This is a genomic window from Brevibacillus sp. MCWH (assembly GCF_013096935.1).
Taxonomy (GTDB): Bacteria; Bacillota; Bacilli; order Brevibacillales; family Brevibacillaceae; genus Brevibacillus; species Brevibacillus aydinogluensis.
Map to the genome: position 1 here is coordinate 57,589 of NZ_SDLF01000012.1, position 26,317 is coordinate 83,905.

Genomic DNA, 26,317 nt, shown 5'->3' on the forward strand with positions numbered 1-26,317 from the left:
GGGATCGCCAAAGCCGCATAGCTACGCAGCCTGTTCAACGGTGGCGATCCTTTTACCCGCAAATCGCAGCTCCGCTCGGTAGGGCTCACAAGTCGCTCTGCCTGGAAACGTGCTTCTCCTCGGTACAACCGGTTTGTCTTCAGTACGACGGGAGAAGAGTTGCTCTTCTCCCGTTTCTGTTTTAAGTGAAACATATACTCACCCGTAACAGCCTAACTCTTCTCCGCTTTTTCACACTTCCCGCTCCCTTACATATGTCTATAGGGGAACACACACTGCAAAGGAGGAACGTACGGTGCTGAAAAAAAAGACCTCCAGCAAAGCGAAGCCGGAGAAGGAAAAGCTTCTCCTGCTGAAGCGGCAAGCGCAGTTTTTTGAAGCGAAAGCGAACCAGTACTACGAAGAACTACAGCTTGCCAGCAAAAAACTGAAGGAACTGCGGGACCGGGAAGAATGGCACAACCAGCACCTGGAACAGGTAAAACGATCACTGACAGAGCAACAGCGCAGGGCAGACGAATTGAACCGCGTGGTGGCCGAACTGAAAGACCGGGTGCACGAGCTTGAACAACTCGAGGCAAGTCAGCTTGTCCTGCTTGAACAACGGGACCAAACCATCGCCTATTACAAGGAAAAGGAGGCGGAATGGCAGAAAACCCTGGAAGAGTGGAGGGAAATCGTAAGGGAAGCCCAGGGGGCGATGCTTTCAGAGGACGTTGCGCAGCTGCTGCAGCAAAAAGACGACATCATCGCCTACTATCAGGCCAAAGAGGCGGAGTGGAGCGAAAAATGGGAGTTGTTGAACCAAGAAGTCAAGGTGCACCAGCAGCAAACAGCCGACGATGCCCAGCGCATCAAGCAGCTGGAAGAAACCATCGCCAGCTACCAAACAAAAGAAGCCGAATGGCAGGGAGCGCTTGAAGAACTGACGCAGCAGCTTCACCAGCGAGACGACATCATCGCCCGCTATCAGGCCAAAGAGGCGGAGTGGAGCGAAAAATGGGAGTTGCTGAACCAAGAGCTCAAGGAGTACCACCAACAAACAACCGACGATGCCCAGCGCATCAAGCAGCTGGAAGAGACCATCGCCAGCTATCAGACAAAAGAAGCCGAATGGCGGGTAGCGCTTGAAGAACTGACGCAGCAGCTCGAATCTTCCCGGCAAAACGAGGAAGCGCTGACGCAGTTGCTTCACCAGCGGGACGACATCATCGCCCGCCATCAGGCCGAGAAATCAGAATGGCAGCAGCAGATTGATGAATTACAGCAAAAATTGATACACGCATCGACTCAATCGGAGCGGGAAGAAACCTATCAGCAGCAGCTGAAGGAGAAGGAAGAAGTGATCGCCCGCTTGCAGGCGCAGGAAGCGGAATGGCAGCGGGAACGCCAGGAGTTGAAGAAGACGATCAAAGACTTGCAGAAAAAAGAAGAAAAGTACCGGCAGGCCATCCACGATTACCAGTCACGCGAATCGCGAAGCAAAAAAGGGATGGAATCCCCTGCTGCTGCCCAGCAACAGCAACTGGCAGCGGGAGGCACGCCCGTGTTGAGACTGCCGTCCAACAGCGCTCACGCCTCTTTTCTCAAACCGCACAACACGTCTGCAGTCACTGCCTTTAATCCCTTTAAAAACGCGTAACCATGCACCCAGACCGCCCGTCCTTTCCCCGACTGCACTCCACTGTGCAACCGCCGTTCCCTTCCTTTCCGCCGACGAATACATCATAGTATACGCCGAAGGAAAGGAAGGGATTTTCATGACACCGGATCAGATCCGCGCACTCTACAGACAACGGCAAATGAGGCCTGTCCACACGCACCCCCATCTTCCGAGCAACAGTCAGCAGCACGTATCCCCTCCAGGACATACCGGATGGGGCAAGTCGCACGTGGTCAAATCGTTGCCGCAACGAAGATCGGGCGGTTGCTGCGGGAGGCGTTTCAAGCCGTAGTCCCATAGGCATCGTCCTGCCGCTGGCTTATCATGTGTGGCGAGAGATGGTTGTCCACTGCACTGCTGAACAGCCCTATGAAGCATGTGGACTGCTGTCGGGGAGATGCGGACGGGCGGAGACCATTTGGAAGATGGAGAACGCCGATAAAAGCCCCTTCTCGTTTTCCATGAGAGAGGAACAGATTCGCCAGGTCTTTGCCCAAATGGAACAGAGAGGGGAACGTCTTGTCGCCATCTACCACTCTCATCCGGCCGCTCCCGCTTATCCATCGCCGTACGATATCGAGCACGCCTGTTATCCGGAGACTGCCTATCTGGTCCTGTCCCTTGCCGGACAACAGCCGGTTCTGGGATGTTTTCGCATCCACGGCAAACAGGTGACGCCGCTCAGATGTATCCTTTATTGAGTGACGTTGGTCTTGATTGACCGGGCATGTCCCATCTCTTCACAGTCGCGAAACAGTATATAGAAAAGTTGGGAAGCGGGAGCCGTGGCTCCCGCTTTTTTGTCGTCAGGAAAGCTGCTCCGCTTTCGTCAGCACCTCCGCTTTTTCCCAACTGACAAAGGTGTCCTCCCAGAATATTTGATACCATTCCCCGTTCACCGCGATGACGATTCCTCTGGCTCCGTCACGGGTGTAGACAACGCATTCCCCCGGCTTAAACATGTTCCACCGTCCATTACCCCAGTCTGAAAATAATCCCGTGACCGCCTTTCGGGTATTCCCACTTGATGTTTTCGTACGGACAGCCAATCCGGCAGCTTCCGCATTCGTGACATCCCTCGTACCCCACATGCATGCGCACACCTTCCCACTTGTAAACTTCGGCCGGACAAAAAATCGTGCACAGCTTGTCAGGACACTTGGTGGCACAGATGTCCGCATCCAGCACGTGCAGGTGTGACTTGGTGTCTGCCTTGAAGCGGACGAGGTACTGCTTTTCCTCGATCGATTGGCCTGCGGGCAGCTCTTTCCTCATTTCATCACCCTCCATGCCTGCATCAGATCGCGGGCCATCTTCCATTTCTCCCTGGCCGTGCCCAGATCACGCCAGATTTTCTTTTGCTTCTCCCACTTGGAACTGCCGTCCACGGTAAACATCTGGCTGGCCGCCCGGTTCATCATGGGAATATATCGCTCGAAATACTGGGGAGAACGTTCAAAGTGATGCGTGGCGTCCTGATACTTTTTCAGGTCCTGGCCAATGAAGCTGTCCAACAGTCTTTTGCGGTACGTATCCAGCGTCTTTTCGGAAAAGTCTCCCGCCGCTTTGGCCTCCAGGATCGCTTCCGCCGCCAGCACACCCGAGGTCATCGCCATGTTGGAGCCCTCGCGGTGGATCGCATTGACCAGTTGGGCTGCGTCCCCTACCACCAGTACGCCGTTACCGACGATCTTGGGCATGGAGCGGTAGCCGCCCTCCGGGATGAGATGGGCCAGGTACTCCTGCTGTTCGCTGCCCTGGATGTAGGGGCGGATCATCGGGTGATTCTTGACGTAGTCCAGCAGTGCATAGGGTTTGATCTTATGCTTGATCAGACCGGACAGCATTGCTCCCACGCCGATGTTGAGGCTGTCCTTGTTGGTGTACAGCCAGGCGGTGCCGAGAATGCCTTTGGTCGAGTCGCCGAAGATTTCGATCGTACAGCCCTGATCCCCTTCCAGATTAAAGCGGTCCTCGATGATCTTGCGGTCCAGCTTGAGCACTTCCATGACGGCGAGGGCCACTTCGTCAGGTCGAAACTCCTTGTGGAAGCCGAGCGACTTGGCCAAGAGCGAGTTCACCCCGTCGGCCAACACTACCACGTCAGCGAACACCTCTCCGTCCGGCCGGTCGGTGCGTACTCCCACCACCTTGCCGTCTTCCACGATGCACTCCCGCACGACCGTTTCGTTTACCAGCAGGGCCCCCTGCTGCACTGCCTTGTCGGCAAACCACTGGTCAAACTTGGCGCGCAGCACGGTGAAGTTGTTGTACGGCTCCTTCGCCCACTCCAACCCCTTGTAGCTGAATGTCAGCGCCGATTGTTCATCCAGCATCATGAAGCGCTGCTCCACGATCGGCCGCTCCACCGGCGCTTCCTTGTAAAAGCCGGGGATGATGTCCTCCATCATTTTGCGGTAGAGCACTCCACCCATGACGTTTTTGGAGCCGGGATATTCGCCCCGCTCCAGAAGCAGGACGTTGACACCGGCCTTCGCCAGCGTGTAGGCGCACGCCGTGCCCGCCGGTCCGGCCCCGACGACGATTGCATCAAACTTTTCCGCCATACTGCACCTCCTTGTCCGATTCCGCCTGAAGCGCCTCGATCAAGAGCGGGACGATTTCAAACGCGTCACCGACGAGGCCGTAGTGGCACGCCTGAAAGATCGGCGCGTCCGGGTCCTTGTTGATCGCGATGATCAATCCGGAGTTCTGCATCCCGACCAGGTGCTGAATCGCTCCGGAAATGCCAATGGCAAAGTAGATTTTCGGCGTCACCGTCACCCCGGTCTGCCCCACCTGATGCTGGTGATCGATCCATCCCGCCTCGACGGCATCCCGGCTGGCCCCGACCGTCGCGCCGATTGCCTCGGCGAAGCGGTGGATCAGTTGGAAGCCCTCCTTGCTGCCCATCCCCTTGCCGCCGGCGACGATGATGTCCGCCTCGTCCAGCCGCACTCTCCTGCTGGTTTCGCGGACGATCTTCAGCACTTTGGTGCGGATCTCTTCCTCCCGCAGGGGAATCCGCTCCTCCACAATCTGGCCTGTACGATTGGGATCGGGCGGCAGTGCCTTCATCACCTTGGGCCGGACGGTGGCCATCTGCGGCCGATGCTTTTTGCACAGGATAGTCGCCATGATGTTGCCGCCGAACGCCGGACGGCTGGCTTCCAGCAGGCCCGTTTCTTGATCCACGTCAAGCATCGTGGTATCGGCGGTCAGCCCCGTCTCCAGATCGGTCGCCACGGCGCTGGCCAAATCCTTGCCGGTCGACGTGGCTCCGTAGAGCAGGATTTCCGGTTTGTGCTTCTGCACGCATGCGATCACGGCACGCATGTAGGACTCGGTCCGGTAGTAGTGAAAAATCGGGTCATCGTAGAGATAGACGACGTCCGCTCCGTACTGGAAGGCGACCGTCGCCAGTTCACGCACCTGGTCGCCGATCAGCAAGCCGGAAAGAGGCACACCCCGCTTGTCAGCCAGCTTTCGCCCCGCCCCCAGCAGCTCCAGCGACACCGGGGCGATCCGGCCGTCCTGCTGTTCCAAAAACACCCAGACCCCGCGGTACTCCTCCAGGTTCATGCCCGTCCCTCCTTTGCGCGAAACAAATCCTTCTTCTCCGCCAGGATTTCCATCAGCCGGTTCACCTGCACGCGCGGGCTGCCCTGCAGCTTTTCGCCCCCCTTGGGTTTCTCCGGCGGCCACACCTTGGCGACGATCGTGGGTGAACCTTTCAGCCCCAGCAGGCTCCGATCCACGTCCTCCAGGTCGTTGACGGACCAGATGACGGGCTGGTAGCGGGCGGCGCGCAGCATGTTGGGAAGCGGAGAGTACGGCACCTCGTTGATCTCCTTTTCCACGGAGAACAGACAAGGCAGCGTGGACTGGACCACTTCGTACCCGTCCTCCAGTTTGCGGTGGACGATGGCGTATCCCTTCTCCTTGTTGATCTCCACCACCTTTTTCACATTGGTCAGCGGCGGTATGTCGAGCCGTCTGGCGATGCCCGGCCCCACCTGCCCGGTGTCGCCGTCGATCGTCATCTTGCCGCAGATGATCAGATCGATCGGCTTCTGCTTGGCGATTTTCTCCAGCGCCTTGGTCAGCGCATAGCTGGTGGCCAGCGTGTCCGCCCCGGCGAATGCCCGGTCGGTAATCATGTAGCCCTCGTCCGCACCGATCTCGATGCACTTGCGGATCGCCTTGACGGCCGGCGGCGGTCCCATTGTCAGCACGGAGACAGTGCCGCCGTAGCGCTGCTTCAGCCGGACCGCCTCTTCCACGGCGTGGGCGTCATACGGGTTGAGAATGGCTGGAGCGCTGGATCGGTCCATCGTGTTCGTCTTCGGGTTCATCTTGATAACCTTCGTGTCCGGCACCTGTTTGATACAGGCGACGATATGCAGCATGCACAAATCCCTCCTCGCTGCCAGCTGCGGTCTTCAGCGAAGTCCCGCACGGGTTGTCTCTTTTTTAGGCGCATCTTGGGCAGCGTGTTGTTCATTGTTATAACGTATTGCGGGGAGCTGTCACTTAGACCTGGAATATGGGACACGTTCGAAACATTTCACAAGATTGACAGAAGTTTAATTTAGCTATATATTTTTTCTGTCAAATTGCATACGAGATCGGATGAACCATTCAGGAAAAGATCGGAAACGATCTACCGACGGGGCAAGGGAGCACATCCCGAAACTCTCAGGTCTTGGCAACAAGTGAAACTGAATGGGGACGAACCTCTGGAGAGACCCCCCTACCCGCATCGGCGAGGGGCACGGGCACCGAAGGAGCAAATTCGCGCAGCAATGCGAATGAATCTCTCAGGTAAAAGGACAGAGCGAACGACAGCTGCAAAACGACCGGAATGGCGCAAGGGGCTTATTGCTCCCCTGATTCCCCATGAACGGGCCGTTTTGCGTGTCCATGCCCGCTCCAGAAACATTTCATCCGCGATGAAATGTTTTTTCTTTTGTACGCAGATTTGTACGACAAACAAGGAGGAAACGACATGGACAAGCTGCTGCATTGGCTGGATGTAATCAACGGTTACGTATGGGGACTGCCCACGCTGGTGCTGCTGGTGGGCACGGGCGTAATGCTGACAGTGAGGTTGAGAGGATTGCAGTTCCGCAAACTGTGGTATGCCTTGAGGCTGGCCTTTGGCCGGCAGGAGAGCGGCTCGCCTGGGGATATCAACCACTTTCAGGCGCTGATGACAGCGCTGGCCGCCACCATCGGGATGGGCAACATCGCAGGTGTCGCCACTGCCGTCGCCACGGGTGGTCCCGGCGCCATCTTCTGGATGTGGGTTACTGCCCTGTTCGGCATGGCCACCAAGTATGCCGAAGCCATTTTGGCGGTCACCTACCGGATTCGCGAAGCGGACGGCCGCTATTCCGGCGGCCCGATGTACTACCTCGAACGGGGATTGAAGCAAAAATGGCTGGCTGTGCTCTTTGCCTTGTTTGGCACGCTGGCTTCGTTTGGGATCGGCAACATGGTGCAGGCCCACTCGGTGGCGGACGCGCTGCATTTGAACTTCGCCGTTCCCCCGCTCGCGTCCGGCGTGGCTCTGGCGCTGTTCACCGCGTTCGTGGTGCTGGGCGGCGTGCGCAAGATCGGCCAGGTGACCAGTGTTCTCGTGCCGTTCATGGCCCTGTTTTACATCGCCGCTGGCATTTGCGTCGTCCTGTTCCACCTGGACCGGGTGCCGCAGGCGGTATCCATCATTCTCGAAGGGGCCTTCAACGGGACGGCGGCCACGGGCGGCTTTTTGGGGGCCACGGTGGCGATGGCGATTCAAAAAGGAGTGGCCCGCGGCGTCTTTTCCAATGAGGCGGGGCTGGGCAGCGCTCCGATCGCGGCCGCTGCCGCCAAGACCGACACGCCGGCCAAGCAGGCGCTGGTCTCGATGACAGGCACCTTTCTCGACACCATCATCGTCTGTACGATTACCGGACTAGCCCTGGTGACGACTGGCGCATGGGAAACGGGCAAATCAGGAGTGGAGGCGACGACCTACGCATTCCAGACCGTATTTGGCCCGGCCGGCAGCTACGTGCTGGCTGTCGCCGTCATCCTGTTTGCCTACTCCACCATTCTCGGCTGGGCCTACTACGGCGAAAAGTGCTTCGAATACCTGGCGGGCAAGGATTCCGGCCGTTACTTCCGCCTCGTCTTTGTGGCGATGGTGAGCGTCGGTGCAACGCTGAAGCTGGACCTCGTCTGGACGCTGTCTGACATTATGAACGGGCTGATGGCTGTGCCCAATTTGATCGGCCTGATCGGTCTCTCCGGCGTCGTCGTGGCGGAAACGAGGCGCTTTTGGGAACAGGAAGCAGCCTGGACCGCGAAACGAAAGCTGGCTGGCTGACACGCTTTGCCTGTTACCTGATCTCGTTTACGAATGAGCGCCTGGCTGCTGCTCGACCGCCATCGTCAGCAGCTTTTCCAACGCCTCCAGCGCCCGCTGCTCGTCAGGCCCGTCAGCGGTCAGGGTCACCTGCTCACCCTGGGCAACGGTCAGCGACATGATGCTGATGATGCTTTTTCCGTTTGCCGTCTTCCCGCCTTTGCGCAGACCGATGTCACTGGCAAAAACGGAAGCCGTTTGCACAAATGCGGACGCCGGACGGGCATGCAGCCCTTGGGGAAGGGTGACAATCACTTGTTTTTCCAACATGAAACATTCCACTCCCAATCTCTCTTTGCAAGTGTTACACCTGCGGCAGGGCGGCGATCAGTTCTTTCACCTGGTCCGTCCTGGTCAGCCCGGTCGCCTTGTCGACGATGGAGGTATAGATGTGCGGAATCACGTGTTGGACCCCCTCCTCCAGGCAGGTTTCCACCACACGCCGGATGGAGGATGCGTCGATGCCTCCGGTCGGTTCGAATACGGACAGACCGCAGCGCACTGCCGCGCGAGCCATCGCCCGCAGTTCGTCGAGGCGTTGGCATCCGTTCACCGGGTAAAATTTGACTGAATGCACGCCGATCTCCGCCAGCATCGCCGCAGCCGCCTCGCAGGAGACGGTCTCCTGCCAGGTCCCACTTACGGGGCCGGTCGATATGATGACCCGGCCCGGTGTGCCACTGGGGGCGATCAGCGCGTTGACAATTGTATCGCTGCTCCCTGCCTGCTGCAGGCAGCCCAGTGTGTAGCCGGCGGCGGGAAACACCTGGTTGACATGGGCCGGTTTTGTCCGTGCGGCCACCTCAGCCACCTTGTTCCACTGGGTCGGGTCGCCGGCCCCCAAACCCACGGAAACGGGCACGCCGGCGCGCTGGAACGACTCTACGGCGGCAGCGGCGGCATCAACGTCAGGGTACGCTTTTACCATCACGCCGATAAGCACCCGGCCCTCGGCTGCTTCCAAAATCTCCCTAGCGTTTTCCACGTGTTTGGCAAGAACATTGAGTCGGATGGTTGGCTTGTTCGTTGACATGGGTGCTCCCTCACTTTCTGTTGCTCCAAATCTCCCGGAGGCGGGCTGCAATGATCGCTTCCTGTCCGGGGCGCAGCGGTCTCGGGTCAAAGGCAATCACGCCCGTGTTGGCGTAGTGATTGCGGGTGAAAATGGCCGGGTCGCCCGCTTCCAGGAGGCGAATCAGCTCATGGGCTGTCATCCCTGCCGTCCGCTCGTCCACTTTTACCTGCGCACGGTAGATGGCGCGCCCCGCTTCGTCCTGCACCACGGCGGCATGGAGTCCCGGCAGTTCGTTGATTGCCGCGACGAGCCGTTCGACCAGCTGAAGCTGCTCTCCGGCGTCCTTGCTGGCCAATTCGTACCGCTCAAGAGCTGCCAGCAGGCCAACGATCGCCTCCTTACCTACCTTCATCGCCCGGCCGATGCCTTTGTACTGGGCGCGGCAGGCTTCCATCAGTTCGGCTTTGCCGCAGACAAACCCGGAGGTGGGCCCACCGATTGCCTTTCCGCCGCTGTAAATGACCGCATCCGCTCCCTTGGCGATGTACAGCCGGAGGTCTTCCTCCGCGGCGGCGTCCACGATAACGGGAAGTCCGTACTCCCTGCCAAGGGCGATCATCGTCTCCAGCGGCTGCATCCCTTTCTGCACGGCGTGGTGGGACTTGACGTACAGCAGCGCCCCCGTGCGTTCGCCGATCGCTTCGCGCAGGTGCGCTTCCTCCACGTGGTTGGCGTGACCCGCTTCCACCACCTTCCCGCCGCCGAGGGCAATCATCTGCCGTACCGATGCCCCGAAGTGGACGGCATGCCCTTTTTGAATCACGATCTCGTTGCGCAGCCCCTCCGAGTCCGGCAGCTGTTCGATCAGACGCAAATTGCGGCCGGCGATGACGGCGGCGACGGCAATGGCGATGCCCGCAGCCGCACCGGATGTCGGACACCCGTCTTCTGCTCCCGTCACATCGGCGATTTTTTTGCCGGCCGCTTTCAACAGCTCGGCGATCTCCGCGTAGTCCATGGCTGCCTCGCCCATCGCCTGGGCGACAGCGGGATGGACGGCGCTGGCTCCGAGCGCCGTCATTTTGCCGCTGGCGTTGATTACCTGTCTAAGACCGTATGATTGGTAGATGCCCATTTGGTTGCAGCATCCTCCTTCCCGGTGTGTTGGGCCAAAGGCGTCACTGCGGCGGGATGGGGAACATCGCTCCCAAAATCATCGCGCCGATGATCGCCCCGCCGGCAATCGGTTTTTTGAAGTAGTAGAAAACGGCTGCCCCGATGGTGGCACCGATGCCAACCGGTATGGACGCCATGATCGCAGAAATGACGATCAGCGGACCGAGATAGCGTCCGGCTGCGTTGCCCGCTCCCATCATCACGTCAGCGCCAAACGTGGACTTGGCCGCGTTGATCGTAAACGTGCGGATCAGGACGATCACCGCGCCGATGATCAGTCCCAGCAGCGCTCCCGTTACCAGTGCCAGCGGGAACGAAAGCAGCGGGGCCGTCATGCCCGCGCTGAGCATCAGCGCCGGAACGCCGATGCCAATGCCCGTCTGCAGCGAACCGCCGATGTCCAAGATGCCGACCAGCGGCCCTTCCAGGACGCGGGCAAACAGGAAGCTGGCGCCAAACGCAGCTGCCGCTCCATACCCGCCGCCTTTTATCCCAGCTTCCAGCATGGCGACGATGGCGATGTCGTTGAAAGCTCCAACGTGATACACATAATACAGATGAGTCCCGGCAAAAATCCCGGAAGACAGGCACGCGACGAAGAGCGGAAACGCCCACTCGGAATACCAGAAACCTTTTGTCTGACCTTCATTCATCACTTGTTCACCACCGATCCAAACATCTCATGCAGATCAATCAGCCACTGCGGAACGTCCACCTGGATGCTCTTTAACAGCGCCACGTCAAATGCGCGGAAGAACCCGCTCAGGATAAACAGCAGCACCACGGCCGTCACCAGGGTTTTGGTAATCCGGTTCCATCCGCTGTCGTCCAAGCCTTTGCCGATCAGGATGCCGAGCACAATGCCCGGTACGGCGTTGCCCATGACCAGGTGGGAAAACCCGCCGAGAACGGTGCCCCAGACGCCGGTTCGTTTTCCCGCATCCATCGCAGCCATCCAGAAGACGATCGGCATGATTGGATTGATCAGCCAGTTGGCGGCCGGAACCAGGACTTTCGTCGCCACCAGCTGCATCGACTGGGGAATGGCCGTCGCTGTCGAATTGAGCAGCGTCACGACGACTGCACCGACGACTGCCCCGACGATCGCCATTTTTTTCGGGTCGTGCAAAGTCTCCTCCACGTTTTTGTTTTTCCACAGCAGAAGGGCTGCCGTCCAGTTGGGCAAAATCCGGTGGTCCACATCCTGGGTCAGCGCGCCGGCCCCGACCACGGACGCCCAGGCGTTGAAGAAGAAGCCCAATCCGAACGAAAAGTGGGAGATCGGGTCACCGGCGCAGGCGTTCAGTTCACCAAAAGTGCGAAACGCCCCCATTCCCTGCACGTTCGGTGCGTGAAACATCCGGGCCGCCCCCGCTCCCACGCCGAAGCCGACCAGTGCGCCGATTACCATCGATTTCAACGCAATCATCCATGTCACCATGAACGTTCCCCCTATTTCTTTCTATCGCTGGCCGAGCAGCTGCTTCACGCCGGTCGGCTGCTCGCTTTGCTGCCGGAACGGAATCTCCTGCAGCCGAACAAGTCCCAGCCGGACGCTTACGTCTGCGGTAATCTCGTATCGCGTGCGGGTGCGCGGAAAAAAGAGGCCAAACAGCCGCTCCCGGTATGACGTCTCCGTCGCGGACACCACCTCGACCGCGAGCGGTTCAATCCGCACCACCAGATCGGACGTCTCCCGCGCGATCGCGTGCTTGATCTGGGCGAAAATCCTGTTGAACGCCCCTTCTTTGGTCTCCGCGCTCCCCGTCAGTCTCAGCGTGCGAGTCACTTCCGTGTACATAGGCTACCTCCCCGCCAGTTTGATGAATGCTTCGGTCAACCGTTTGCCCAGCTCTTCCGTGTCCATAAACCCGAATCCGATCACCTTGCTGCCGTTTTGAAGCGCGGTAATGCCCGCTTCCACAGACCTGAGACCGTATTCGACCGGGTAGCCGTACTTCGTCTTCGCGGTCAGCGCCCCTGCGCCTCCGCTGCCGCAAAACGACAGGCCGAAATCAGCGTTTTCCCGGTACATCACGTCCCCCACTTTCATGTCCGCGCCGACGCCGGGTATCAGGATCGCCAAGCCCCCCGCCGCTTCCACGCCTTTTGCCACATTGTGGCCCTTGCCCAACCGGTCGCCAATCACCACTTTTACCTTTGCCATTCGCATACCCTCCTCCATTGCTACGGTTGTTCCTGCTGCAGCGCCCGTGCCGCTTCAAAATGGACGGCCATTAAAAACACTTCCGCATCCCCGGCTTCCCGTGCTGATCCGGCGGCGGCGAGCACGCGTCCGGCGAGATGCAGCATCTCGGGCGGGATCTCCGCATACAGCTCCTTCTCCACGGGCGGAAGCGTCTCTCCGCTTCGCATCCGCCGCAAAAATCCCAGCATGTGCACGCCCATCGCCAGCCATCTGTCACGGGAGACTGTTAATCCCAGACGGGTCGTCTCGTCAAGAGCTGCTGCCATCAGGTTGTTTAATTCAGAAATTTCAGATAAGTTAGCTTCCAACTGTTCCGCCACTTCCTGCACTATTGCCTTGATCATCTGCATGTCAGTACCTTTCCTGCTTTAATCGTCAGCCTTGCTGTAACCGACTCCTCCGCCGTGAGCTGCTCTCGTTCCGAGTCTGTCAGGACGACGGGGACGTTTGTCAGCTCCAGCACACTCAGATCGGCCACTGCACCCGGCCGCAGCGTCCCGATTTCATCCGTCATTCGCAAAACGGCGGCAGGCGCTGCCGTACAAGCGGCAATCACCTCCTCCAGCGAATAGCCGAGCGCCACAAACTTCGTCATCGTGGTCGTCAGGCTGTGTACCGGTCCCGCCGCGTTCTGCCGGTAAATGTCGGTGCTGATCGTATGCGGCGCCAGGCCGAGCGCCCGCGCCTGCCGCATGGTGCGGAAGCTGAAACTGGACGTGCCGTGCCCCACGTCAAACAGCACGCCGCGCGCCAGTGCCTTTTCCGCTTCCGGAATCAGCCGGCCCCGTTCGTCCAGGATGCCGCCCGCTTTTCCGTGAAACGCGTGGGTCACCACGTCGCCGGCATCCAGCACGCGCAAAATCTCCGACAGTGCCGGCGGTGCGTTTCCGATGTGCACCATAAGCGGACAGCCCGCTTCCCGGGCCGCTTCCTTAGCGACGAGCAGAGGCTTGATGCCGTTTTCCCTGACGACCGACGCACTCATTCTCGCCTTGATACCGCGGATCAGCGGCTGCTCCCGGATGAGCGCCACCGCTTCCCGCGGCGTGAGCCGGTCCATGTCCGCCAGCTCGGACAGCCCGCCGCACAATCCTTCGCCGGCAATGTTGAGAAACGCAAGCACGCGGGTCCCGGCCGGTTTGACAGCTTCGTCCAGGAAGGTTGCGAACGTGCGGGCTCCGGCGCTGCCCGCGTCCACCAGCGTGGTAACGCTCTGTTCGATCCCTACGCGGTCGGCCTCGATGCCGAGCGGCGTCCGCCCCGGAAATACATGGGCATGCAGGTCGATCAGTCCCGGCGTCACGATGGTCCCCGAGGCATCCAGCGTCTTCCTGGCGCCGCCCAATTGCGCCGGCAGCCGTCCCGGCTCCGCCAGCGCCGCGATCCTCCCGCCGCTGATAGCAATGTCATACCGTCCGTTGATGGACTGGGAGGGATCGACCACCCGCCCTCCCTGGATGAGCAAATCAATTGTCACTCTCTGTCACCCCTTTCCCTGAAAAATATCGCATGATTGCCGTTATCTCGCTCTCCGGCACCGCAAGCCCGGCGTTTTCCACGAGCGTTTTCAGCGTTTTGCGCCATGCGGCATAGTCTTCTCCCTCCGGCTCCGCTTCCGTCTGCCACTCCACGTAGGAGGAGCCAAACGTCAAGCGGTTGACCATTAGCATGATGTGGAGCATCAGACCGCTTGCCGCCTGTTCGGTCAAGTGTTCGCGAAACGCCGCGGTAATCGCTTGGCTCAGCTCGAATCCCTTGTAGATCACGTCCTGCGACAGCCGCTCCACCACCGGCAGGTCACGCTCGTGAAGGTCGGCGCAGAGATCGCTTCGCCGCGGCCCTCCGCCACTTCCGGACGCAGCCGAATCGGCCGACGGTTGTGCGGAGATCGTTTGCAGACAGTCGTGAATTTTTTCGAGATCGTGCCGGGTGGGCAGAGCGTTGACGACGACAACCGGCACGTCCGCCTTGACCGGCAGAACGCTGACGATCAGGTCCACTTTGCGGCTGGCCAGGTATTTCTCCACCTCCAGACTGCCGCACAGGCCGACGACGCGCAGCCCTTTCAGTTCCGCCTCCAACTGGGTTTTCAGGAACCGGGCCGTGCCCCGTCCAGTACCGCACACGACCAGCACATTCACCTTTTTCTGCTCCATCCAGCGGTCCCAGGCGGCCTGAAAGTGCAGCACGATATAAGCGATGTCCGCGTCGAGCAGACAGATGCCGCTCGGCCAGAGCACGTCCTGGCATGCCCGCTTGACCGCGGCGAACATCCGCGGATACGAGCGGCAGATTTCGCTGGTTAGGGGATTGGGGTACAGCACCCCCTGCAGGTAGCGCATGATCCTGTCAGTCAGGTGGGCAAACAGGTGCTCGTGCAGCTCGGGATCGTCGTCAAACGGCACCTGCATCGCCTGGCTGACCGCTTCCGTCAGCCGGATGGTGACGTCGTAGATGTCGGGAGCCGGGCTGCTGCCGTGCACAGCCGTCAAGGGGTAATCCACCCCCAGCAGGGGGAGGCAGCCGTACGCCAGCTCGTCGGGTGTGACCATCAGTCGCAAGGCAGCAAACAGCCGGTTGGCCGTCTGCGCGAACAAGGGGTAGCCGCTCCATCCTTGCGCGGTTTGAATGGTTGTTTCATCGGCAGTCAGGACTTTCCCCTTTTGTACCCTGTGCACGAGTATGCACAGCCGGATGTGCAGGCTGATCAGCGTCCGGTCCGTCACGGCAAACGACAACTGCGCCATCAGCTCCCGCACCGCCTGATCGATCAGGCGAATCTCCTCTTCGCCGAGCAGCCGCTGTTCCACGAGGGGGCCTGCTTCATCGGCAGCAGCAGCGATGTCCGCCGCGCCTCCCTGTACCCGCTGCACCAGCCGGAACATCTCGTCGCCTTCCAGGAGATCGTGCAGGAGACACTCCAGGGCAAAGCGCACCGACCGCTCTTCTCCGAATATTCTGACTCCATAGCGCGGCCTGCTGATCAACTCCAGCCCCCACCCTGCGAGAAAGCTCTCCGCTTCTCTGAGGTCGGATATCACCGTATTGCGGCTGACCGCCATCCGGTCCGCCAGATCGTTCAGCCGCACGTACCCGTCGGCGAGCAGCAGCATGAGCGCCAGGTGCTTGGCCCGTTCCTTCTGATGCAGGACCCAATCGCTCCGACCCCATCCCTCCAGGTGCCGGCGCAGGCGGGCCCGCTTTTCCTCGTTTTCGCTGATCCAGATGCCCTTGTTCGGCTGGGAGTGCAGGGTGACGTGGCGCTCCTTCAACCACGTGCGGATCGCTTCCAGATCGTACTTGATCGTCCGCTCGCTGACGCGAAAATCGCGCGCCGCTTCCCGGATTTTCATCGGCCGTGTGCTGTCCAGCAGCACTTTCAGGAGCGCGCGGGAACGCGAGGTCAACTGCACCTTACCTCCCCCTTCCCGTCGAATCTTGTCAGCGTTGGTTGAGTCTCATTATAAGTAACCGTTTTCTTGGGGTAAAGCACGATTCTTTTCCCCATCAGATCGTGCAACTTTTGCAAGATTCCGTCGAAACTCTCTAACATGTTAATGAGCCGTCCCCTACAGGACGGCCTCATTAACATGCCCCTTATTCAAAAAAGTTCATGCTCAGATACCGTTCGCCCGTATCCGGCGCGATGCAGACGACCCTCTTGCCTGCTCCAAGCCGTTTGGCAATCGTGATGGCGGCGTACACCGATGCTCCCGACGACGGGCCTACCAAAATCCCCTCCAGCGCGGCGAGCTTGCGCATGCAGTCCAGCGCGTCCTCGTCTGCAATCTGGATGATCTCATTGTAGATGTCCGTATTCAAAATGCGCGGGATGAAGCCCGGACTGGTCCCCACCAGCTTGTGCGGTCCAGGCTTGCCGCCGGACAGGACGGGGGAGCCTTTTGGCTCGACGACAGCGATGTACAGCTCCGGCAGCTGCTCGCGCAAGGCTTCGCCCGTCCCCGTGATCGTTCCGCCTGTGCCCGCGGTTGCGACAAAGGCATCGAGCTGTCCGTTCGTCTGCTCTAAAATTTCGCGGGCAGTCGTGACCCGGTGGATATCGGGGTTCGCCTTGTTTTCAAACTGCTGCGGGATGAAGCTGCCCGGAATCTCCTTTTGCAGCTCCAGCGCCTTGGCGATCGCCCCCGGCATGCGCTGCTCGCTCGGCGTCAGCACCACCTCGGCGCCATACGCCTTCAACAGGTTGATCCGCTCCTTGGACATGTTGTCCGGCATGACCAGTATCGCCCGGTATCCTTTGGCCGCAGCGTTCATCGCCAGGCCGATCCCCGTGTTGCCGCTGGTCGGCTCGATGATCGTGTCCCCCGGCCGAATCAGTCCTTCCGCCTCCGCGGCCGCGATCATATTGTACGCCGCGCGGTCCTTGACGCTTCCGGACGGGTTAAATTTTTCCAGCTTCACCCAAACCTCTGCCGCTCCTTCCGGGACGATCCGGTTCAGGCGAACGAGAGGCGTATTTCCGATCAGCTCTGTAATACTTTCATAGACTCTCATAAAAAACCTCCCGATCAAGCTACAAAGGCGAATGTATACGTTTAAGGATAATACAACAAAACCGATCTGAAAATAACAAAATCACAGTTTGCTTTTTACCGGATCACCGTCTGGTTGACTCTAGTTTGCAAAAAAGCCCAGCCTTCCGCTGCATCGAGCCGTCGGAAAGCTGAGCTTTTTTCCATTCGACTATCTGTACTAGAAGCCGTACTTGGCCCTCGTCTGTTCGAGCACGGCTGCCGCCTGCCGGTAGAGCTTGTCTGCGGAGGCTTTGACGCCAGCCTGCTCATTTCCCAGTGCATTGATCCGCTCATTTGCCTGCGCGATCGCGTCGGAGCCTGCCTTGACCGCTTCCGTCAACGCTTTCTCCCGCTTCTCTATATCTGTCACGCTCGCCTTGATTTCCTCCCACACCGCCTGCGCGTCTTTCATATCCGTCTCCAGCACGGCAATTATGTCTTGCATGCGCTTTTTCTTTTGCTCGATCGTGCCGTCCATGGCATTGATCCCGTCGACCAGCACCTTCATGTTGTTAAGCGTCCCGGCCATCACGTCGTAGTCCGTTTTGCTCAGACCAGGCTGTTTCGCATATGCAGTCAGCTCGTCCAAAAGTCCTTGCAGCTCGACGACCTGATCTTTGGAAAACTGCAGCTCCTCTGCGAACTGGATCTCTTGCAAATATTGGGCGCTCTCCAGCATATCGGCCGTAAGCCTCTCCGTCCGCTCGACCTTTTTGGCGAACTCGACGCGCGCTGCTTCCTTGGCCCGCTGCTCCTCCACTTCTTTTTTCTTCTGTGCAGCTTCCTGCTCGACGTTCTTCGTCCACACCGCCAGCTTGTCGTCGTACACCTGCTTGTTGCTGGCCGCGAGCAAGATTTCTGCCGGCTCGCCTTGCGCAAGCGGCCCCTGGAACAGCAGTCCGTCTCTTCTCAGCTTGGCCTGGAGCTTTTGGCTCGTCGTCTTTTCTTGAAGCGTAAGCGTATTGTTTTCCATCGTGCCCGTCCAGACGCTTGTCTCAGTCTGCAAGCGCGGAATCGTATCCTCGACGAGCAGCTTGGTCAAGGTTACTTCAACGCTGACCTGGTCATTTTCCGCTGTTGCCTTCGCGTACACCATCCGGCTGTTGTCTTCGTACATGTATCCTTCGGCCAGTGCAATAGGCCCCAGCAACCGATAGCTCCAAAAGCCCAACACAATGACAACCAGCAGTGCGATTCCAAGGTATAGACGTTTGTTTTTCCCCTGCATGTGGCGACCCCTCATCCGTTTTCTGTTTCTTTTGACCTACTTTTTTCCAAAACACGCCATAACTTCATCATACATGAACTGCAATCCAAAACCATATGAGTCGAAAGGCCAATTCCTGTGCAGTATGGCGGGGTCGTATTCTTACTTTTTTGCAGAGGGGGGATCAATTGTCAACATACTTCTCCTCATTTCCCTGCCATTTACAATGCAAAAGGCTGTTCCCCTGCCATTTTTCACGGGACAGCCCCTTTCATTCAGCTCTTTTTCTCAATATCACTCCGATAGATCAGATAGCAATCGCTAGGTTCATCGCTAATTTCTTCGTGCGCAAAAACAATCGTCCAGTCCAGCGTAGAGTCAAACAGGTACATATCAAAAGTAAAACGCGTGTACGATTTCATCAATTTTTCGGCATCCATCGTAAACACTTTGCCGGATGCAAACTCTCTCCCTAACGGGCTTGTTGCATCCCAGAAAAACAGCAGCTCTTGTTTGCTCTTCAAATAATTGGTCGCGTCTTCCAGGCTCATCCCCTGCATGTTGCCAAGAGCCACTTCACTCAGAAACTCCCAAAGGTATCCACTGTGCCAAGGTAATCCAGTGTGTATTGCTTCATATCTTTTATAGAGAAACCTGCGAATTTGGTCGCTGTCCACATCGAAATATGTTTCGATGTACTGTTTGCGAAGCTGTTTGGCCCTCGCTTCGGGCAAGACGGGGATCTGCCGCACATTCACAACATCTGGAGAGTATTCGACTAAATTATAAGTGTACGAATGATACTTGCCGCCTGCTCCCAATACAAACTTTCGATACTCGCTGCAATCGTCCTCATTACCGAGTATGTAATTCGTCATCGAAAACATATCGTGGACATAGATGTCTTGATAATCAGGCACTTTGGCATAAAGACCCGCAGGTACTTTTACAGCTACACACCTCTCCGGCAGATTCTCTATCGAACTGACTTGCTTGCCGATAATCTCTTTTTCTCCGATGGAAAAGTAATAAAAGACATGAGGATTAATCACATGGTCAATCTCTGACAAGACAGGGTCGGGGGCTTCAAAATATTCATCCCAGTCAACCCCCAATCCAATCTCAATCCCTGCGATATAAAATTCGTCCATTTCTACAATGGTTAAGCGCATGTTATCCTCCTTATTTTTTACCAAAAACATGGCAGGAAAGGGCGCAACTGTATATGTTACGCCCTACCATTACTTTAACCCACTCACGAGAAGGAATGATAATCTCCCAATCCATCGCTTTACTTTCAGTATTCAGACTTGTTGAGGCTGCTAATCTAGCAACTCAAGATTACAGATTGCAATACCTTCACTTTTAAAATCTGGATTTTGTTACCACTTGCGCTTATAACATATTTTTACTTTTTCTGCAAACAAATTTTTCCCTCCATCTCAACACTGTCATTCAAAAATGAAAGACAATCATTCAAAAATGAATGAATTTTTGCAATCAGATTCTATTTTTCCAAAAATACAAATTGGTATAATGTTTGCATACTTGAATATAAGCGCGGCACAAATAAAGGAGGATATGTCGATGCAGCATGATTGAATCAGGTTACGAGGTGTTTGACACATACCAACAAGGGGGGAACCACATGTCCCAACAGCAAAGCAACACCTTGCAAAAGAAGTTGAAACCGCGTCATTTGACGATGATCTCGATTGGCGGAGTAATCGGTGCGGGATTGTTTGTCGGCAGCGGTTCGGTGATCAATTCCACAGGTCCAGGCGCCATTCTCTCGTATGCCTTGGCCGGGCTGCTCGTGGTAATGGTCATGCGCATGCTGGGAGAAATGGCTGTCGTCAATCCGGACAGCGGCTCCTTCTCCACCTATGCCCATCAGGCGCTGGGGCCCTGGGCAAGCTATACGATCGGCTGGCTGTACTGGTTTTACTGGGCCATTGTGATTGCCATTGAGGCGACGGCAGGCGGCGCCATCGTTCACGGCTGGATTCCGTCCGTGCCGGTCTGGTTGTTGAGTCTCATTCTGACCGTGTTATTGACCATTACCAACGTGCTGTCCGTGAAGTCGTTCGGCGAATTTGAATACTGGTTTGCCATGATCAAAGTGGTGGCGATCAGCCTGTTCATGTGTATCGGGGCTGCCATTCTGTTCAATCTGATCCCTGCCATCCCCTCGCCGGGATTGACCAACCTCCTGGGACAGGGCGGATTTTTGCCCAATGGCGCTTCGTCCGTATTCGTCGGGATCGTCGTCTGCGTCTTCTCCTTTTTCGGAGCGGAAATCGCCGCCATCGCGGCAGGCGAAACACCCAACCCGGAAAAATCCGTCGTCATCGCCATCAAAAGCGTGATCTGGCGCATTCTGCTCTTCTACATCGGCTCTGTCGCCATTCTGGTGATGCTTCTGCCCTGGAACGCCGCCGACCTGCTGAAGAGCCCGTACGTCACGATGCTGGACATGCTCGGCATCCCGGCAGCCGCGCAAATCATGAACGTGGTCGTGCTCGTCTCCGTTCTGTCCTGCTTGAATTCCGCGCTGTACACCAACTCGCGGATGCTGTATTCCCTGGCGCGCAAAGGAAACGCACCGCGCTCGCTCCTGCAGGTAAACAAAAACGGGGTTCCCGTTCGCGCCGTCCTGGCGAGCACCTTTTTCTCCTATCTCTGCGCGATTTTTCACTTTGTGTCTCCGGACAAGATCTTCCTCTTTCTGGTCAACGCGTCCGGTGCCATCGCCATTCTGGTGTACCTGGTCATCGCCGTGTCGCACGTGCGGCTTAGAAGAAAACTGGAGCGGGAAAATCCGCAGGCCCTCACGCTGAAAATGTGGGCGTTTCCCTATCTCACCTACCTGACCATCGCCGCCATGGTGCTCATTCTGGTGTCGATGCTCTTCATGGAATCCATGCGATCCCAGCTCTACCTGACGATGCTGATCACCGCTCTCGTCGTCGCCTCCTACTTCCTGTTCAAGCGAAAGTCCGCCGCGCTTGCTCATGAAGCTGGCGAAACCGAAGTGGAACACCAAAACCAGAACGCCTCGTAATCCCCCAAAAAATCCGTTAGCGCCCGGAGCGTTAACGGATTTTTTCGCCAGACCGTCGCAGAAGAAAGACAGCTCTTCCCCCACAGAACAAAACAGCCGATACCTGCATGCAGGCATCGGCTCAACCTCTGCTATGAAATTGGCTTGTCGATTGCTACAGGCGATTGAAAATCACCAGTTTGCTTTCCGTCATCTCTTCCACCGCGTACCTGACCCCTTCACGGCCCAACCCGCTTTCCTTGACACCGCCGTACGGCATGTGGTCGACGCGGAAGGTAGGCGTATCGTTGATGAGGACACCGCCCACCTGGAGCTTTTCGGCAGCCTCAAACGCCGTGTGCAGATTCTCCGTGTAGATGCCCGCCTGCAGCCCGTACTTTGAATGATTGACCAGCTCGATGGCTTCCTCGACGGATGCGACCTTGTTGATCAACACCACGGGGGCAAACACTTCCTCGCATGACACTTTCAACGTCGGCGCCGCATCCAGAAGCACCGTAGGCAGCAGGCAGTTGCCCTCTGCCGTACCGCCAGTCGCCACCCTGGCGCCGTGCTGCACCGCTTCGTCAATCCAGCCGAGGACCCGCTGTACTTCGCGCGGGGCGATCAAGGCGGAGATGTCCGTCTCGGGCAGAAGCGGATCGCCCACCTTCAACGTCTGGACCGCCGCGATGAATTTTTCCACAAACTCCTCATACGCCTCCTCGTGGACATAGATGCGCTGCAGCGAGATGCACACCTGCCCCTGGTAGGAAAACGCGCTGGTCACGCAGCGATTGATGATCTTGTCTATGGTGACGCCCTTGTCGACGATCACGGCCGCGTTGGAGCCCAGTTCAAGCACCACGCGTTTTAACCCGGCCTGGTTGCGAATGGCCTTGCCGACTGCGGCACTGCCGGTGAAGCTGATCATGCTGACGCGCTCGTCGGCGACGATCTGTTGGCCCACTTCGCCGCTGCCCGTAACGATGTTCAGCGCGCCGTCCGGCAGTCCTGCTTCCTGCAGCAGCTCGGCCAGGAAAAACGCCGACAGCGGCGTCTGCGGCGCCGGTTTCAACACCACGGTATTGCCTGCTGCAATAGCGGGCCCCACCTTGTGGGCGACCAGATTCATCGGAAAGTTGAAGGGGGTGATCGCTCCGATTACGCCCAACGGCTCCCGCGTGGTATACGCCACGCGCCCTTCGCCGCCCGGGGCCGCGTCCAGGGGAATTGTCTCCCCGTGGATGCGCTTGGCTTCCTCTGCGGCAAACTTGTACGTCGTGATGGTGCGCTGTATCTCTGCTCTGGCTGTCGTAATCGGTTTGGCCGCTTCCCGCGCGATGATGACCGCCGCTTCTTCCTTGCGCTTCTCCAGCAGGGTCACCAGCTTCTCCAAAATGGCGGCACGCTGGTGCGCCGGCATTTTCGCCATGGTGTCTCGGGCCTGGTACGCCGCCTCAATCGCCCGATCCACTTCAGCTGCGGTCGCCATCGGAATTTCTGCGATCTTCTCTCCGGTATACGGGGAAAAAAGGGGGGTGTAAGCCGCGGCTTCCACCCATGCTCCGTTGATAAACAATTTTTGCTTGATCATTTGTGCTCCACTCCCTTATGATGCGAACTTACGGCGTGACGAGTTCCCCCAGGACTTCTTCAATGATGTCAAGACCTTCATCCAACTGCTCATCCGTAATCACCAGCGGCGAGAGAAAACGCAGAACATTGCCGTACAGACCTGCGCTTAACAGTACCAGCCCGCGCTGAATGCACTCCTGCACGATCCGGCCAGTCAGGTCCTTGTCCGGCTCCTTGGTGACCGGATCCTTGACCAGTTCCACCGCACACATCGCTCCCAGACCGCGCACGTCGCCGATCACCGGATACTTCTGCTGCAGGCTGCGGAAGCGCGACATGATGCGTTCCCCGATCGCGTTTGCCCGTTCCGGAATGTTTTCTTGTTCAAACATCTCAATCACTTTCAAGGCCGCCACGCAACCAAGCGGGCTGCCGGCGTAGGTGCCTCCCACCTCGCCGGGGTTGGGGGCGTCCATGATTTCCGCCCGGCCGGTCACGGCGCTGATCGGAATCCCGGCAGCGATCGACTTCGACATCGTCATCAGATCCGGCACGACGTCAAAATGCTCCATGGCAAACATCTTTCCGGTACGGCCGAAGCCGGTTTGCACCTCGTCGGCGATGAACAGAATCCCGTGCGCTTCGCAGATGCGTTTTACCCCTTGGACGAAGGTTTTGGAGGGAACCACGAATCCCCCTTCCCCCTGCACCGGCTCCATGATAATCGCAGCCACGTCTTCGGCAGGCACTTCGGTCAAAAAGAAGGTCTCCAGCCGCTGCAGAAGTTGTCGGTCCAGTTCGTCGGGAGTCAACCCGTCGGCGCGGTAGTAGTACGGATAGCTTATCTTGTAGGTGTCGGGGGCAAACGGACCGAAGCCGTACTTGTACGGTTTTACCTTGCTGGTGAGCGACATGCCCAGCAGCGTGCGGCCGTGGAAACCCCGTTCAAAAGAGATGATCGCTTTGCGGCCGGTGTACTTCCGGGCGATCTTCACGGCGTTTTCCACCGCTTCCGCCCCGCTGTTCAAAAACATCGTTTTCTTTTCATGCGTACCCGGGGTGATCTGGTTCAGCTTCTCGGCCAACTGGACATACGATTCGTACATAAACACATTAAAGCCCGTGTGAATGAACCGGTCCAACTGCTCCTTGAGCGCAGCCACAACGGTCGGGGGACAGTGGCCGGCGTTCAACGTCCCGATCGCCCCCGCAAAATCAATGAAGGTATTGCCGTCAACATCCGTGATCAGCGCACCTTCCGCCCGATCAGCGAACGAAAACACCGTATGGGATAGGCCGCGCGTCACGTGCTTGTCCCGTTTTTCCAGGATTTCCTGCGCTTTCGGACCAGGGATGGCCGTGTTCAGCTTGACAAAGGTACGAGTGGTGGTCTTCATCGTAAACCCTCCTCGGAAGTTCGTTTCGGTCACGATTTTACCTTTGCAAGGAACGTGCCAACCCTGAAAACACGCAGAGAGTAGGGCCGATGAAACTGTGTATTCCTGACAGTTATTCAAAAATGAATGACCGTTATTCAATGCTGCCGGTGTTCTCGATTCTGCTTGCAAGACAAAAAACCTTAGCCGGTGATACCGGGCTAAGGTTTTGTCTCCTGCTTTCTGTTCCGGCTGATTTTCTGAAATCGCCTGCTGAGCGTGGGCTGGCTCACTTCCAACACTTCGGCCACCTTCGTAATCGTCTTGTACTTGGCCAGGGCCAACTGGATGAGCTGCGATTCCGTCAGCTCCACCGCTTCCTTCAGCGGAATAATGCGGTTGACCTGGACGGGAGACTGGTCCTTCTCCCCACGACGGCTCAAAATGCTCGTCAGTTCATTTGCGGTAATCAGGTTTCCGGGAGAGATCACCATCGCCCGCTCAATCACGTTTTGCAGTTGCCTTACGTTACCCGGCCAGTGGTACGCGTTCAACATCTCGATGGCGTCCTCGGAAAAAAACTTGCGGGTTGAAAACTTTTTGTTGAATTTCTCCAGAAACGCATAGACGAGCGGTTCCACATCCTCGATCCGCTCCCGCAGTGCCGGGATGTACAGGGGAATCACGTGCAGGCGGTAGTACAGGTCTTCCCGGAACTGCCCGCGCTGCACCATCTCCTCCAGGTTTTTGTTGGTGGCGGCGATAATCCTCACATCGACAGGAATCGGACGGGTGCCGCCCACCTTCAGGATTTCTCTCTCCTGCAGAGCGCGAAGCAGTTTCACCTGCAAGTTGATCGGCATTTCGGCGATCTCATCCAAAAACAGGGTGCCTTCGTGCGCCAGCTCAAACAATCCCTTTTTCCCCTGCAGGCTGGCACCGGAAAAGGCTCCCTTTTCATACCCGAACAATTCGCTCTCCAGGAGATTTTCCGGAATGGCCCCGCAGTTGATTTTGACAAACGGCTTCTCCCGTCTGGCGCTGCTGTTGTGAATGGCGTTGGCGATCAGCTCTTTCCCGACACCCGATTCACCGTACAGGATCACGGTCGATTCCACCAGCGCGATCCGCTTCACCTGCTCCATCACCTGAGCCATCGCCTCCGACCGGTAAATCACCTCGTTTACGGCGACAACCTGGTGATTTCGCAGTTCATCAATTTCTTCCTTGTATTTTTGCGTCAGGCTCTTGGCGCGCTGCAGTTCGCTTTTCAACTCGCTCACTTCGGTAATGTCCCGCGACGCGATGACAATTCTCTCCAACTGCCGTTTCTTGTTGAAAATCGGATTGCCGACCGCCAGAATTTTGCGTCCGAAGCGATTTTGCTGCACGATGGAAATTTTGCGCTTCTCCTCCAACACCTTGCGCGTGACGGACGGCTTGAACCAGCCTTTTTCCTCCAGGTCGAGGATGTTCTTGCCCACCACCGTGGACAGGTTTACCCCCCATAAATTGTTCGCGCTGCGATTGGACACGCGCAGGATCGTTCCCGTCGCGTCCACGACCAGGATTTCATCGTAGATGGAATCCACAATCGCTTCCAGGTCTTTCGTCAATTCCGTCACATCCTGAGACAGCTTTCGTTTCATCAGGATGTTTTCCATTGTCACCGCATCAAGCCAGCCCGCAATCTCTCCCCGGTCGTTTTGGACAAGCCAGTAGGACGCCTGATCGGGCCGCTGCTGAAACAGCGCCTCTTCGTCCACCACGGCAAAGGGCTCGCTATAGGTCAGCTCCGCGGTTCCCTTCTCCAGCTGCCGTAGCAGTCCGTGCGCGTCGCACACGCCTACGATTTCCCCGCGGCGGCGCACGACCAGGAGACGCGCTCCGCTGATTTGTTTCAGGGCTTGTTCGATGGTAACGGGATGTTCCACGATCACAAAATCGTCGTATATTGCTGCCATACGCTCCACAGTCATCTTCCTTGTGATCCAGAATGAACGTGCTCGTTTCGTTTGCCGCCAGATCACGGCTCGATCGCGTGCGACAGAAAGGAGCACCTTGTAGATGAAGTCTACCACAAAGCGTTCAAAAGGCCAAAGC

Annotated in this window: 25 protein-coding genes and 1 riboswitch; of the genes, 4 read left to right on the top strand and 21 right to left on the bottom strand. The window is 57.6% G+C overall.

All coding sequences use genetic code 11. The features are described 5' to 3' along the window. Window positions 1-295: 295 nt before the first annotated feature. The gene (locus tag ETC00_RS12395; RefSeq protein WP_171566394.1) at window positions 296-1,642 is read left to right on the top strand and encodes a coiled-coil domain-containing protein; all 1,347 of its coding nucleotides are present in this window, start codon (window positions 296-298) and stop codon (window positions 1,640-1,642) included. A 359-nt stretch (window positions 1,643-2,001) separates the two neighbouring features. Further along, entirely contained in the window at window positions 2,002-2,364 is a 363-nt protein-coding gene (locus ETC00_RS12400; RefSeq protein ID WP_171566395.1) for a M67 family metallopeptidase, read from the top strand. A gap of 105 nt (window positions 2,365-2,469) precedes the next feature. Here the strand turns inward: ETC00_RS12400 and ETC00_RS12405 are convergent, their stop codons facing one another. The 5 genes from ETC00_RS12405 to ETC00_RS12425 are packed head-to-tail and all read right to left on the bottom strand — an operon-like array spanning window position 2,470 to window position 6,072. Then, window positions 2,470-2,625, bottom strand: a complete 156-nt coding sequence (locus tag ETC00_RS12405; RefSeq protein ID WP_171566396.1) for a hypothetical protein — start codon at window positions 2,623-2,625, stop codon at window positions 2,470-2,472. A 13-nt stretch (window positions 2,626-2,638) separates the two neighbouring features. Beyond that, on the bottom strand, window positions 2,639-2,953 hold the full coding sequence (locus tag ETC00_RS12410) for a ferredoxin family protein (protein WP_171566397.1): 315 nt from the start codon (window positions 2,951-2,953) through the stop codon (window positions 2,639-2,641). Then, a complete protein-coding gene (locus tag ETC00_RS12415; protein WP_171566398.1) occupies window positions 2,935-4,230 on the bottom strand; it encodes an FAD-dependent oxidoreductase in 1,296 nt (431 codons plus the stop codon). Before ETC00_RS12415 ends, ETC00_RS12410 begins: the two co-directional genes overlap by 19 nt. Continuing rightward, entirely contained in the window at window positions 4,214-5,245 is a 1,032-nt protein-coding gene (locus ETC00_RS12420) for an electron transfer flavoprotein subunit alpha/FixB family protein (protein ID WP_171566399.1), read from the bottom strand. The genes ETC00_RS12415 and ETC00_RS12420 overlap by 17 nt, the downstream gene beginning before the upstream one ends. Further along, window positions 5,242-6,072 (bottom strand): electron transfer flavoprotein subunit beta/FixA family protein, encoded by an 831-nt coding sequence (locus ETC00_RS12425; protein ID WP_171566400.1) that lies wholly within the window; start codon window positions 6,070-6,072, stop codon window positions 5,242-5,244. The genes ETC00_RS12420 and ETC00_RS12425 overlap by 4 nt, the downstream gene beginning before the upstream one ends. A 320-nt stretch (window positions 6,073-6,392) precedes the next feature. Then, window positions 6,393-6,509: riboswitch (glycine riboswitch) on the top strand. 162 nt (window positions 6,510-6,671) lie between these two features. Here ETC00_RS12425 and ETC00_RS12430 point away from each other — a divergent pair. After that, window positions 6,672-8,036: an alanine/glycine:cation symporter family protein gene (locus tag ETC00_RS12430; RefSeq protein ID WP_171566401.1), complete on the top strand. Its 1,365-nt coding sequence runs from the start codon at window positions 6,672-6,674 to the stop codon at window positions 8,034-8,036. Between the two features lie 27 nt (window positions 8,037-8,063). Here ETC00_RS12430 and ETC00_RS12435 read toward each other — a convergent pair whose 3' ends face one another. The 13 genes from ETC00_RS12435 to ETC00_RS12495 all read right to left on the bottom strand — a co-directional run bounded on the left by ETC00_RS12435 (window position 8,064) and on the right by ETC00_RS12495 (window position 19,389). Next, the gene (locus tag ETC00_RS12435; RefSeq protein WP_171566402.1) at window positions 8,064-8,345 is read right to left on the bottom strand and encodes an HPr family phosphocarrier protein; all 282 of its coding nucleotides are present in this window, start codon (window positions 8,343-8,345) and stop codon (window positions 8,064-8,066) included. 34 nt (window positions 8,346-8,379) lie between these two features. After that, window positions 8,380-9,108 (bottom strand): KDGP aldolase, encoded by a 729-nt coding sequence (locus ETC00_RS12440; protein ID WP_171566403.1) that lies wholly within the window; start codon window positions 9,106-9,108, stop codon window positions 8,380-8,382. Between the two features lie 10 nt (window positions 9,109-9,118). Beyond that, the gene (locus ETC00_RS12445) at window positions 9,119-10,225 is read right to left on the bottom strand and encodes a DgaE family pyridoxal phosphate-dependent ammonia lyase (protein ID WP_171566404.1); all 1,107 of its coding nucleotides are present in this window, start codon (window positions 10,223-10,225) and stop codon (window positions 9,119-9,121) included. 43 nt (window positions 10,226-10,268) lie between these two features. After that, window positions 10,269-10,919 carry a DUF4310 family protein gene (locus ETC00_RS12450; protein ID WP_171566405.1) on the bottom strand — a complete coding sequence of 217 codons (651 nt, stop codon included), beginning with the start codon at window positions 10,917-10,919 and terminating at the stop codon, window positions 10,269-10,271. Beyond that, window positions 10,919-11,707: a DUF4311 domain-containing protein gene (locus tag ETC00_RS12455; RefSeq protein ID WP_171566406.1), complete on the bottom strand. Its 789-nt coding sequence runs from the start codon at window positions 11,705-11,707 to the stop codon at window positions 10,919-10,921. Before ETC00_RS12455 ends, ETC00_RS12450 begins: the two co-directional genes overlap by 1 nt. A 21-nt stretch (window positions 11,708-11,728) precedes the next feature. Continuing rightward, complete coding sequence (locus ETC00_RS12460; RefSeq protein ID WP_171566407.1) at window positions 11,729-12,067, bottom strand: DUF4312 family protein; 339 nt, start codon at window positions 12,065-12,067, stop codon at window positions 11,729-11,731. A 3-nt stretch (window positions 12,068-12,070) separates the two neighbouring features. Continuing rightward, window positions 12,071-12,433 (bottom strand): SFCGS family glycine-rich protein, encoded by a 363-nt coding sequence (locus ETC00_RS12465; protein WP_171566408.1) that lies wholly within the window; start codon window positions 12,431-12,433, stop codon window positions 12,071-12,073. Between the two features lie 20 nt (window positions 12,434-12,453). After that, window positions 12,454-12,825: a hypothetical protein gene (locus ETC00_RS12470; protein WP_171566409.1), complete on the bottom strand. Its 372-nt coding sequence runs from the start codon at window positions 12,823-12,825 to the stop codon at window positions 12,454-12,456. Further along, window positions 12,816-13,952: an amidohydrolase/deacetylase family metallohydrolase gene (locus tag ETC00_RS12475; protein WP_171566410.1), complete on the bottom strand. Its 1,137-nt coding sequence runs from the start codon at window positions 13,950-13,952 to the stop codon at window positions 12,816-12,818. The genes ETC00_RS12470 and ETC00_RS12475 overlap by 10 nt, the downstream gene beginning before the upstream one ends. Next, window positions 13,942-15,888 (bottom strand): BglG family transcription antiterminator, encoded by a 1,947-nt coding sequence (locus ETC00_RS12480; protein WP_171566411.1) that lies wholly within the window; start codon window positions 15,886-15,888, stop codon window positions 13,942-13,944. Before ETC00_RS12480 ends, ETC00_RS12475 begins: the two co-directional genes overlap by 11 nt. Window positions 15,889-16,072: 184 nt before the next feature. Next, the gene (gene cysK / locus ETC00_RS12485) at window positions 16,073-16,990 is read right to left on the bottom strand and encodes a cysteine synthase A (protein WP_171566412.1); all 918 of its coding nucleotides are present in this window, start codon (window positions 16,988-16,990) and stop codon (window positions 16,073-16,075) included. A gap of 198 nt (window positions 16,991-17,188) precedes the next feature. After that, window positions 17,189-18,238: a hypothetical protein gene (locus ETC00_RS12490; RefSeq protein WP_171566413.1), complete on the bottom strand. Its 1,050-nt coding sequence runs from the start codon at window positions 18,236-18,238 to the stop codon at window positions 17,189-17,191. 254 nt (window positions 18,239-18,492) lie between these two features. Next, entirely contained in the window at window positions 18,493-19,389 is an 897-nt protein-coding gene (locus ETC00_RS12495; RefSeq protein ID WP_171566414.1) for a hypothetical protein, read from the bottom strand. Between the two features lie 476 nt (window positions 19,390-19,865). Here ETC00_RS12495 and ETC00_RS12500 point away from each other — a divergent pair, with 476 nt between their 5' ends. Then, window positions 19,866-21,281: an amino acid permease gene (locus tag ETC00_RS12500; protein ID WP_171566415.1), complete on the top strand. Its 1,416-nt coding sequence runs from the start codon at window positions 19,866-19,868 to the stop codon at window positions 21,279-21,281. A 154-nt stretch (window positions 21,282-21,435) separates the two neighbouring features. On the opposite strand, the gene ETC00_RS12505 is transcribed toward ETC00_RS12500, so the two are convergent. The 3 genes from ETC00_RS12505 to ETC00_RS12515 form a co-directional block, all read right to left on the bottom strand. After that, window positions 21,436-22,857, bottom strand: coding sequence for an aldehyde dehydrogenase family protein (locus tag ETC00_RS12505; protein ID WP_171566416.1), 1,422 nt, complete (start codon window positions 22,855-22,857; stop codon window positions 21,436-21,438). 28 nt (window positions 22,858-22,885) lie between these two features. Beyond that, window positions 22,886-24,235 (bottom strand): 4-aminobutyrate--2-oxoglutarate transaminase, encoded by a 1,350-nt coding sequence (gabT, locus tag ETC00_RS12510; RefSeq protein WP_171566417.1) that lies wholly within the window; start codon window positions 24,233-24,235, stop codon window positions 22,886-22,888. A gap of 200 nt (window positions 24,236-24,435) precedes the next feature. Next, entirely contained in the window at window positions 24,436-26,178 is a 1,743-nt protein-coding gene (locus ETC00_RS12515) for a sigma-54 interaction domain-containing protein (protein ID WP_230077878.1), read from the bottom strand. Window positions 26,179-26,317: the final 139 nt, after the last annotated feature.